Source organism: Candidatus Dependentiae bacterium (genome assembly GCA_003511165.1).
GTDB lineage: Bacteria > Babelota > Babeliae > Babelales > UBA12411 > UBA12411.
The window spans coordinates 165,142-177,838 of record DOJW01000001.1; the positions used below are offsets into that span (position 1 = coordinate 165,142).

General features: G+C 33.4%; 4 protein-coding genes. 3 read left to right on the plus strand and 1 reads right to left on the minus strand.

The window, feature by feature from the left end:
- Window positions 1–27: 27 nt before the first annotated feature.
- Window positions 28–1,446, minus strand: coding sequence for a hypothetical protein (locus DEA20_00835; GenBank protein ID HBS47735.1), 1,419 nt, complete (start codon window positions 1,444–1,446; stop codon window positions 28–30).
- A gap of 380 nt (window positions 1,447–1,826) precedes the next feature.
- Between DEA20_00835 and DEA20_00840 the strand changes: the two genes are divergently transcribed.
- The 3 genes from DEA20_00840 to DEA20_00850 form a co-directional block, all read left to right on the plus strand.
- Entirely contained in the window at window positions 1,827–3,104 is a 1,278-nt protein-coding gene (locus DEA20_00840) for a hypothetical protein (GenBank protein ID HBS47736.1), read from the plus strand.
- A gap of 30 nt (window positions 3,105–3,134) precedes the next feature.
- On the plus strand, window positions 3,135–6,854 hold the full coding sequence (locus DEA20_00845) for a hypothetical protein (GenBank protein ID HBS47737.1): 3,720 nt from the start codon (window positions 3,135–3,137) through the stop codon (window positions 6,852–6,854).
- 371 nt (window positions 6,855–7,225) lie between these two features.
- The coding region (locus tag DEA20_00850) for a hypothetical protein (protein HBS47738.1) at window positions 7,226–12,697 on the plus strand (5,472 nt) is incomplete at its 3' end.

Here is a 12,697-nt window from a genome sequence, read left to right on the forward strand (position 1 = left end):
CCCCCTCCTTTTTTATTGCGTTTATTTTTAATCTATTGCTATTTCATCAGGATTGAATCCTGGATCTTCTACAGCAGCTACTGGTGGTTCTGGAACTTTCTCACCAGAATCTGCCATTGATTGTTCGATCATATTGATATTTAACCCAAGCTGTCCAAGTACAGGATCTATTATAGGTTTAATATAGCTAAATCCAGGAGTGCGAGGTATTGCTTTAAAGAGTTCGCGCTTTAAGAATGTCATAATTAACTCATCACCTTTTGGACCTTTGCGAAGCTTTGCAAATTTAATTATGGTGCCTAAGAGCGCATTTTTTGCTTTTACATATTTATTTAGAGCTTCTGCGATCATTTTCGCATTGTTGGATGCTTTTGCTGCATTGTATGCAGATGCAGCAATAACATATTCTCTGAGTTTGTTTTTAAATTGTTCGACAGCCTCTTTTCCAAATTTTTCTTCTATTTCTTTGTAAAATTTATCGCGTTCGGTTTCTTTGCCTTTTTTGATAACATTCTCTGTTAAAAATTTTAGGGCGTCAGCGGAATCTTTTTTGGCTCTCCAGGCAATGGCCAAATATCTTTTGACAGCTTCATAAAAGGACATCATAACAAGATCCGCAGCTTTCATCGCATCTGTGTATCCTTCGTCGCCTTCAAATTTGCGATTTTGTACATTGTAAACATCTACCAAACGCAGATTTATAAACTCAACGCTGTTAACAGATCTATTGTTATCCAAATGGCTTGGGAATCTGACAGATTCTACAATTTTTAGCATTGGTGCAGGAAGGACGTTCAAATTTATTTCTGCTGGTTTATTAGGATATTGTGCTTGTTTAGCGAGGGTGTATCTAGATGCAAGTTTTAAAAGTTCGCCAATTGCTTCATATTTGTTAGGGGAACCTTTTTTTGCCGCTTTTACAAGCTGAATGAATTTAACCAAAAGTATTGATTCTGCATTTAATATAACAATACTTTCAAGGACAAATAAAGCTGCCGCTTGTGCTTGAATTATAGGATCTTTTCCGCTGACCATTAAATCGGCACAAAGTTTTTTGAAATCTTCAACTTTTTTGCTTTTTAGTAGACCTTCGGCTTCGCTAGCTTTTGCACCATCTTTTTCTTTTAATTTATTTATAAAGGCATCTTCTACCAGGTTGAGAGCATTCAGAGTGATAGGCCCGATATTGAATGTTACAAGACCTTCAATTTTTTCTGGAAATGCTAAACTTTCGTCCCCGCAGCCTTCAAAACCAAAATCATATCTTATACTTGCTTTTACATATTCGTTTCCAAGATTTGCTGAAATTTTGGAACTATTATAGTCTTCGCTAATTTTTGGCTTTGCCCAATCTGGAATTGTAACTTTTTTTAGATCAAGTGAATGAATTATTGATTGTGTAAAAAAAGTTAGTCCAATAAACAAAAATATTTTTTTGTTGCTCATTCGTTCTCCTTTTTTTGATATTAATAAGAATAAATGTTTCTAATTGTTAGAAACATAACTTTTGAAAAGGTAACAAAAATAAAGATAGCGAATCAATTATTTGGTATCTTTATTTTTTTTAATTATTAATAAATTATCAATAGACTTTTTCTGAAACTATTTTTGTAATTCAAATAAAAAAAATGGATTCCCGCCTCCACGGGAATGGCGAAGGTGCTTGGGTCATCCTCGCGAATGCGGGGATCCATAAATACTAAAGTTTCAGAAGAGTTCTAATGAATAAAGTCTAAACATTGATTTTTATTTTTGGATTTTGTTACTTTTGTGCAAGTGAGAGTTTTTTATTTTTATTTTTGCTTAAGAATATGCTTAGGAGGAGTATGATTTTGTTTAAAAAAATAATTTTATTTTTAACTATATGGTTAATGAGTTGTTCTTTTATTTTGCCACAAACAGCTGCTGAGAAATCTATGGAGACAGACAAGCAGTTAAATCAAAAAGATTATGGAAAACTTTTTGGTGATGAATTGAGTTTGGCAAAGCGAAAGTTGATAGCGTTAAAGGATTTTTTAACTCCAAGCGGTATTAAAAATGGATTAAAAAGTATGCAAGGTTTTGCTACAACTTCGCAAATAAAATTTGCGACAAAAGAAAACGATGGTTTACTTATAGACAAGGGATATTTTGGGGCGGGTAACATCGCGGAGCCATTTGCAGGATTAAAGGTTGTTTACACTTGCGAAGGATTTAAACTTTTTACATTTTGGGAAGCGGCCCTGCAAAAATCATCGGAACTTTTTTTGGAAAAAATGTCTTTAAACAATTTTTTTAATATTGATCCGGTTGAAGAGTTCCTTCTTAATTTTATTTTTCTTTCGAAAGATCGGTTTGATAACAATATAAATTCGACAGTTTTATTTGTTGAACTAAATCTTTTACTTTACCGATATTTTACAACTTTTGGTGATAAAGCTATAAGTTCACAATTTAGTAAGAATTCATTGTTTGTTGAGATGGCTAAATCTTTGCAAGTAAAGTATAAAGGGTCGAGCAAAGATTTAATAACTTTTTTGGATGATGTTTATAAAGAAGTAAAACCTTTATATGTAAGACATTTTGGATTGAAACTTGAAGGTGCAAAATTTGTAAAAGATCCAGACTATATTCCAGATGGAAGTAAGTTGAATAAAGGCCAATCATTAGGACTTCTTGTTGCGATTATTACTAAAGCATTTGTTAATTATCAAATTTTAAGTGCAGATTATCAAAAAACGGTAAATGGAAAAGCAGCTTATCAAAAAATGTTAAAAGCTATTGATGATGCGTCAAAAGCAACAAAATTTGTAGATAAAAATAGAATGAGACTAGAAGCTTTATCTAATTATTCTCAAGGCATGCCAGGGTTTAATGATGAGCTTATAAATAAATTTTTAGTACCAGAAGTTGTTGCGATTTATGGTCGTTTGGCAGACTCTTCGCTTAAAGGGGTAATAGATTCAGTTTTAGATTCGGCTTTAGCTGTTTTTGGTTTATCTCTTTCGTCTATATCAGGTGCTATAAATACTGCTAAGCGTGAGCCAGAACCTCCTTCTGCAAATCCTCAAGATTATCCTGAAATAGGTTTTGATCCCGATCAAATTTCGTTAGATAGTTTTTAAAAATTTAAATATTAATAATAAGGAGAAAGTATGAAAATAAATAAATTTTATTTAATTTTTTTTATTTTCAATATTTTTACGGCTTTAAATACTGAACCGATAGAAGTTTCTACACCTGTAGAAATTCCTGTGGTCGGGTCAGTAGTTTTGGCTGGTAAAGTTGATATTGATGCGCAGTTTGGGCAGTTAAGTGGGAAATTAACGGATCCCAAATATAATTTGGAAGTTCCTGGTTTTTTCACTGTTAATAATTGGACCGTTGGAATGGGATTTCAAATATCTAATCCGACTGCAAATGGTTTGATTTTGACAGGCGATTTTACCGGTTTGGGCCTAACAGGAAAAGCTGGTCTTAAAGAGTTCATGCCGCTCAAAAAAAGTACTCATGCAGTTTTCGGAATAGATTTTGTAGGTGAAAAACCAGAAGTGCAATTTTTGCCAGGTAAAAGTGTTGATTTGACAGAAGTTGATTTGGTGGTAGACAAAGAAGGCGCACTTTTCCAAAAAGATGTTAAAAGTAATTTCAAAATAATATCGAAGGCTGAAATTTTAAAACAACAAGCAACTTTGGCTTTTAGATATGAAAAACAATTGCTCAATTTGGATTTTAAACTTGATACATTAAAGCTTGCAGATTTGTGTGAAGGTATGCAAATACCTGTATTTTTTTCAAACATTGTTTTAAAAAATGTTGTTTTTTATATAGATAATTTTAAATTTTCTCAAACAATGTCAGATGATTTTGAGATCAAATTTAAAGGTAATGTTGAGTTCAATACAGGCGTTGATGTCATAGATAAAAATTCAAATGCAGAATTTGAAGCTGTTTTTTCCAAAAAACGAGGTTTATTTTTAAAAGCCAAAGCTAAAAATGTACCAGATTTACCGCTTAAAGATAAACTAAATCTTCAAGATATTTTACTTATGGTTAGAGTAAATAATGCAAAGCAGCAAGAAGGTTTACCGCTAAAAGAAAAAACCGGTTTTGCTTTTGCTTCCAAATTAAAAGTAAAAGATTTGATTACGACAGATCTTATTCCTTCTGATTTAGATGTTGATATGTATTTTGGAGTTAATATTGGTGCAGATAAAAAATCATGGGGATTTAATGTCGAAGGTTACCTTGTAACCAAAGATGTTTTTAAACCTTTGGCCTCGACTGGTATTGATATTTTAAAAGATATCGAAATGCAGCATGTTAAGCTTGGTGTTGATGTAACTTCAAAAACTCAAGATATTTTTATCGAAGGACAATCGGCGCTTAATATTTTGGGAAGTAAAAAGCAGCTTATTGCGAGATTAACATTTTTGCATACAGCAGATGGAAAAGCTGGAGTTGTGTTCAAAGGAGCATTGCTTCCAAATATGCAACTTGCAGATTGTCTTGAAGTTTTAAAAGGATCTCCCGTTGAGCATCTTAAGCTTACAGCAGCTGCATTTTTGGCTGCTACTATTGATGGAGTAAAAGATGATCAGTTTGGCATTAATGTTCCTAAGGGTTTAACTTTTGCAGCCACTTTGGATCTTGCCGATCCTGCAAATAAATCCGATTCAATTGATAATTTAAAACAAGTAGTTGGGGGAGGTTTCCCTACAAAAGGTACAATTTACGGAACGATTGGTACAAAAGTAGATGATCTAAAACTTGTTATGATTTTGCCAGGCTTTTTGAAATTTAATGATCCAACCAAACATTTACGTTCAGCAGATATATTTTTAGAACTTTCGCCAAAAGGAATTTTTGTAGGAGGTTCTGTTTATGTTAAACCGCAACCTCAAGATCCAGATTTGAAATTTTCTGCTCGAGTTGGTTTTAGTCCTGCGACGCAAGTAGTAAATTATTCAGGAACAATGGAAGGCTTGTGGCAAAATGTTTTGGGAACTGGAATTGATATTTCAGATGTTGCTGTTGCTGGACAAACGGATATAAAAGTTGTTTCTCAGTCAGGAATTCCTTTTACCGGTGGTGGATTTACAGGAAATACTAAAATAGGAACGGTTGCTCTTGGTTGTGCATTCAATGCAGGAACAGATTGGACAAATGAAATAATAGGACTTAAGGGTGACAATTTATCTATCAAAGATATTTGGACATCAATACTTACAAATCCTGTTTGCGGCGGATTAATTAAGTTTGCAAAAATTCCTATGGAAGTAATTAACAGAGTTCCAATTGATAAACTTCCAACTGAAAAATTAAAACATTTTGAAATTTATTTTGCGCCAACAGGTGGAAGAATTGGTGAAATATTATTTGATCCTGGAATAACAATCGCAGTAAATGCACAAGCAAGTCCATTGTTTTTCAATCAAGCGGTAGATTTTCTTTTCAAAATAGATATGAACGGAATCGTAGCAAGAGGTTGGCTGAGCAAATTTAATTTTAAAGATATAGTTTCATTTTCTGGAACAGGACCGAAGAATGAACCAGATTATGGTCCAAATTTTAATTTGAATTTGACACTTGGTTCGGAGCCTACATTATTTTTGTCAGGAGTAGGTTCGATAGCACCACTGGCATTTAAAGGAAATGTTGCTGGCTGTGCAAATTTGAGTGGCTTTTATCTGCAAGGTGATGGACCTCTTTATAGCGGGATGTTAAATGGTTATCTTGAAATGACAGATTTTACCGTTGATAAAGTTGATTCTATTCGCAGTGGTTTTGGCAAATCTTATACACCTCCAACCGGTTTATATTATGGAGTCGTACCTCCTCAGTTTGGAGCTGCAAAACCAGGAGATGTTGCATTTAGGTTTATTTTTAGCAATTCGGATATTACGGGCTATTTGAAGCGGGCTTTATCTGAAGCTGCTAGAACTATGCCAGGTACTTATAAATCTGCACTCGATGCTGCTAGCGATGCTTTTAATGGCGCTGTGGCTCAAGCAAATTCGTTGGTTTCAGGTGCTAAAAATTCTCTTGATAGCGTGAACGCAAGTATTGCTGATATTCAAGGTAGACTTGATTCTGCAAGAGGAACTTATAATAATCTTACAGGGTGGTTTCGAGACAACCATTTTTCTGTTCCGACAGTAATGAATAATTCTAATAAAAATAAAAATGTAAAACTTGCTATGAATGCCGCAAAGGGGAATAAAAAATTGGCTTGGGATATTGGCCCTGTTCATGGAGGCGGAGGTGGGGTTACTTTTGATGACCCAAGAAAATATCTAAATGATAAAACAAACGAGATTAATGGTGTTATTAATAATATTAGAAATTTCACTTCGCAATTGAATAATTTAAGAAATCAACTCCCATCTTTGCAAAGTGCATATGATGCAGCAATTGCTCAGGCTAATAAACTTAAAAATGATGCGCAAGCTAAAGTAAATGATGCTAAAAATGCGTTAGATAATATAAACAATATTTTAAATAATACTTTAAACGTTTATTTGGTTTATATTTCGGGTAATTTGGATAATGTCAAAAATTCAAAATTTAACTTTTATATGCATGCTCTTTTGGGTCAAGATGTAGAGATAAATTCTGATGGAATAAATTTTTCATCGGCTCAATCGTTTTATCAAGACCTGGTAAATAAAGTTATTCCAGCTTTCATTAATGCTGTTTTGCAAAAATCTCCTAAATCTACTCCGGGCGCAGCGGTGCAGGCTCCTCAAGGTGGAGGAACTCCGGATGTTGTGGTGAAGGGTGGTCCTGTAAAGGTGGGTCCCTCAATTATTTCTGGACCGGGAGGAGTTAGGAAATATGTGCCGATAGATAAAGCTGGAGGAATTGGATTTTAAAAAATAAATTTATTTACTTTTAAATTTGTTGAATTTGGGGCGAGAGAAAATCTCTCGCCCTTTTTTTATGGTTATAGAATTAAAAATTAATTAGACTTCTTCATTATAAATTTCTGAAATTAAATTAAATCTTAAACCAAAACGTTTTCTACGATTTCGATATTTATTTGCGGACAAATTTTGCACATTCTTCCACTTCATATTTTCTCCTAAATACTTCTGTAGATTTTGTCAGATTTTTAAAGTTTGGGAAGGGTCTATTAATTGACCATGATGATTAATTTTTTCCAAATTTTTAAAACGATTGACAATAAAATAACAGATTTGATTTTCTCGGTTTAAATATATCTTGTAAAAAAGGAGAATTTTGCATGTTTATTGTTAAGAGAATTTTTTGGTTGTTTTTTTTCTTGTTATTTTTTATTTTTTCAGATTTGAAATCTACTTATATAAATAATAACAGTACTGTTTCTCGAATTTTAACAACAACTACATTTTTTTCTGCGGATAATTCGTCTGCTGGAAATCCAAATAAAATTGCAGGTTTTGCATCGCTTGAGGGAGGGGTTGCTTTTGATGATAATAATGTAAATTGTACTTTTGATGCATTATTTCCTATGGCAGGAGATATGAATTTTAATGGAGGATCTCTTTATCTAAATAAAGATTTAACATTTGTAAAGCCGCTTTCTTTTTCAAGTACGGGTAAAATATATGGACAGTACCATACTATTAATTTCTCATCCAGTGTAAAAAATATTACATTTCCAGATCAAGGTAATATAGCTGTTTTGAGTTTGGCCGACCAAGAAGCGTTGGGCGCCAGAATTGGTGCTGTTGCATGGTCGTATGATGATCAATATTTAGCTGTTTTTACAAATGCTACAAATGAGTTGCAAATTTATTATTTAAGTGATGCGATGCTAACGTTAACTGTTGCTACAAGCGTAGCCGGAGCGGCGATAACAACAAATGATATTCGATGGCATCCTTCATTAGATTATCTTGCTTTATGTAAAAACGATGGAGGAGGGGACGATCTTTTTATTTATAGATTTGACAGAAATATTGATACATTGACTCAAACGGATGCTTCAGAAGAACCGGGTGATATGAATGCTGTTGTATGGAGACCGGATGGAAATTTTTTGGCAGTTGGTGGAGATCCTAGTCCAGAGGTGAGAATTTTTCCATTTGATACTGGTACAGGTTTATTGGGAGCTGCTGTTGCAAGCATTACTTTAACAGGTAGAAATGTAAGCAAAAGTTCAATGAGTTGGCGCTCTAGTGGAGATTATCTAGCTGTTGGAACGAATGTTTCCGGAGCAAATCCAGAGCTTGTTGCACTTTTTTTTGATGGAGTTTCTAGCTTAACTTTAGCTGCTTCAAATGATGTTGCATCTGTATGTACTATGGTTAGCTGGAATCCTAATAATGATTATATTGCGACTGGTTTTAGTGGATCCACGCAAAGATTGCGAATTTTTAAATTTTTTACAACATCACAGACATTATTTGATTTAGCAACAGCATATGTTGGAGAAACTAGAACGACGCAGGCTGGTGCTTGGTCGCCGGCAACTTCTACAGGAAATAAATTAGTGGTCGGGCTTGCAAGTGGTGTTGGTTCAGAAATTAAAGCATATTCTTTTTATAGTGCAGCAGAAACACTAAGCTTGGAGTCGCAGATTGAGATTGGCCAAAATATAAACTCAATAGCTTATTCTACAATTTCTTCTACAACATTTGTAGCCGCTGGCGATAATACAGGAAGGTTGTTTTTATATAATTTGTTATCATCATTTTTCATCGATAATTCAACTTTAATTTTTGATAATGATGTAACTCTTTTAGGACCAATAGAATTTTCAAATGATTGCGTTATAAATGCAAGCGGAAATGATATTCTAGTTCAAGATAACGGCGCTTTTGATATCAAGCCTACAAGTTCTCTCTCATTAGAATTAGTTGTTTTGAATGCTAAAAAATCTGGAGTTTTTACACCAAACGCTTCCGATTCAAAGGTTCGATTGCATGATTCCTTGATTCGTATGCAATCACACATAGATTTTCCTACTGGAAGTTTTTTTATTGATGGTGGTGTTGACTTAAGTCAAAATTATACATTTTTTCTTTCTAGTGATGAAACTTCTACTATAAATGTCTACTCCAAATTTAATATAAATAATGATGCTATTTTTTCATTGGGAAGGACAGGTTCTGAATCCAATCAACCGATTGAATTTATAGATTCGACATCAGAACTAAATCTTAATAATGGAACATTATATGTAACGTCGACTGGAGCGCAGTTTACAAAAGGTACTATCCATTTAAATAACCATGCTGTTTTTGATATTGAATCAACTTTAACAGAATTTGGTTTGATATTGGGTGATGGAACATCCGCAGGAGATTTTACTTTGCATGTTGATCCTGGTACAGATTTTAGGCTTCAAAATGGTGTCATGACAGTAAATAATTTTGAAAATGATACATTACAATTTAATTCGCTCGGTGGCAGGATTTATCTGCAGGAAGGTTCAACTCTTTATGTAATAAGACCTTTAAGCTTTATAAATGGTGAAATTCTATATGATAATATTAATTCTTTAAGCCTTGCTCCAAGCGCTTATCTTCTATTAGATGGAACAAAAATTTCACAAACATCAGAAGTATACTCTTATCAACTTACTGGAACTCTTAAATTTGATAGAGAAGTTGTTTTAGATGATTACGATGTATTTTTGGTTTTAAACGGAGAAGGCTCAACAAACATTTTTGTTGCCGGGCAACATGCTGAAGTTGTAGGTAGTGGAATAAATCAAGGGCGATATACTCTAAGAGATTTTAATTCTAAGGTTCACTGGAATCTTGATAGCAATGTTTATCAAGATTTTATCTTAAACGGCGGATCTATTCTTCTGGACCAGAATATGATTTTAGCGCGAGATGTTATTTTTTCCGGTTCGGGGACGGTAGATTTGTCTCATCATATAGTTGACCTTTCGCATCTAGAGCATACCGAAACAGCTTCGATTTATTTTGATGGGTCTATGGACGGTTTTGTTAGCTTAAATTCAGCAATTTCTCTTTCTTCTACTTGGACGTTCAGTAAAGATGTTACTTTGGATGGCAATGGATATATTTTGACACTACAAGATTTTGGAGCTTTGGTTGTAGAACAAGGTTCTACTTTAAAAATTCGCAACGTAACTATTAAAAATTTATCCGGACAAAAACTGAGGTGTCTTGATGATGGAGCAAAAATAATTTTAGAGAATGTTATTTTTGAACTTAATGGAAATTACACATTTGAAAAAGGTGCTTTTGAGTTTTATGGTGATAATGTTTTCACAGGACGAAATTATACTTTTTCTTTAGATTCGGCAGAAACGAGTACGTTACATGCAAATTCGCAGCTTAGTATCGAAGGGCATGCAATACTATCAACAGGTCGAAAAAGTATTACATCTGCAAATCAGCCTATTGAAGGTGAAAGTATGAGTGGTATTCTAAATTTTGATCATGGTACTTTAGAAGTAAATCCAAATGGGATGACCCTTAAAACAATGGCTTTGCAAGTTGGGATGTATTCAAATATTGATATCAAATCAACAAATCCAGATTATGGTTTGCGGTTTGGAACTGGTATCGCAAGCGACGATGCGATATTTACTCTTTTATCAGGGGCTGATTTGACCGTAAAAAATGGAGCTTTAGTTTTTAATGATATGGTGCCTATCAAATTTTATTTTGCCGATTCTGCTGCAAGATTAGTTTTGCAGTCTCCTGCAAAAATATATGTTTTGCAAAACATGAGTTTATCAGAAGGATCTATCAGGACTTATTCTTACGATTCTATTGATATTGCATCCGGAAAACAGATTTCTTCTTTGAATACAAATTATCAAATTAATGATGTTTCTTATGACTTATCTGGTACGAATACTATTTTTGCAACAGTTCAGCTTGATGATGGACAATATTTAAATCTAAAAAAAGGTAAATTAACACCTGATGTTTGGGCTGTCAGCGGTAAACCTTGCATATATGGTAGTGGTGAATTTGCAGGTGATATTTTCTTGCAGGATTCTACGGTTACCCTTTCTGTTCTTGTTCCAGCAACATTAAATAGCAATATAATTTTAAATGGTGGATCTTTAAATTTGGAAAGTAATTTATCTTTTGCTGATGATAAAGCTTTAGTTGGAAGTGGTACTATAAACTTCAATGGTAAAAAACTTGCTTATGGCGGAAAAGATTATACATTCACTAGCCCAATGATATTTAGTCAGGCAGGTGATATTGAACTTAATTCTAGGACATCATTAACAAATACATGGACATTTATAGGTATTAGCAATCTCAATGGAAACGGAAATATTTTAGATCTGAGTAGTGGTGGGGATATAGTTGTTAATTCTGCATCTACACTTTATTTGACAGATATTGCGATAAAAGGTGCTGGTAATTTAATTCAACCATTCTGGCTTCTTGGCGGAGATTCAAAAATTATAATGTCGAATGTGTTTTTAGAACTTGATAGAAATTTAACTACAACATGTGGAAGCATTTATGTTGAAGGGCCTTCTACTTTTGCAATGAAGAATTATAGTTGGACATTTGATCAAGCGGGAACATTGACTGTTGATGGCGTAACTTTGTGGCGTGATGGATTACAAAATAGTTTGAGCGGAAATATTTCTTTTGGTACCCCTCTTTCAAATTATTTGACGCTATTAAATAGTGGCACAATAAAACAACTAGCAAATGAGGATCTTTTGATAGTTGATACAACAAATTTAAATATACGAATAACAAATACAATGAATGACATTTGGTCACAGTATCTAACGACATCTGCATATTTTGATAGTCGCATAACAATTACTATGAATGATGTTTGGGAAGATATATTAACAACATCTTTAAATTATGATTCTAGAGTAACAAATTTAGAAAACAGTGTTTTTGGAACAAATTTGAACAATGCAAGCGGCAATATAATTTTGAATCAAGATAAAGGAGTTGATTTTACAGTACATGCATCGCTAGCTCTAAGCTTGACCCTATCAAACGAATCTATTCTTTATTTAGCTGGTCAAGATACGGAGTTAAAACTATCAGATACGATTTATGTGATTGGAAGAAATAACATAATAAATGTACAAAAGAGATTTACGATAAATGGATTAATAAGCTTTGAAGAAGGTAGCGAATTAATATTTAACTTTGATGATAAATATGAAAATCCAATTGTTTATTTTGGAAAAAATTTAACTTTATCCGAATTAAGTCGTTTAACTTTTGTAAACAAAGGAACGGCATTATTCAAAGATGGAACAACGATTCAGTTCAACAGTTCTGTGGATGCAAATAGACCTGCGCTAGTAGTTTCAAATGATGCAACATTAATGATAGATGAAAAATTGTCAGGTCATAGCGAGAGTAGTTTAACGCTTCGAGGGCTTGGAATAATATCAATTCTAAACGGAGAAATATTTATAGATTCTCTGAAACATTTGATAATCGGTGGTGGCGATACAACAACAGACAGATTTGATATTTATGGAGATAGTGGCGGCGCATTGTCACTACTTGGAATTGGTTCCAAAGTATCACTTCATAAAGCTTACATTAATATGGATTTCAGACAGTCAGGAATATTGTACATCGGTCAGTACGGAATATTTGAAATAAATTCTTTGGATCAAGTGGCCTCAGCCGGAACATTAAATAATTTCAAGTTTACTCTAAATGGAGAGCTTTGGATCTATGATGATGGAAAATTTATTTTAGGTGATAACAGTTCTGATAGTGTAATCAATTTAAATACCACA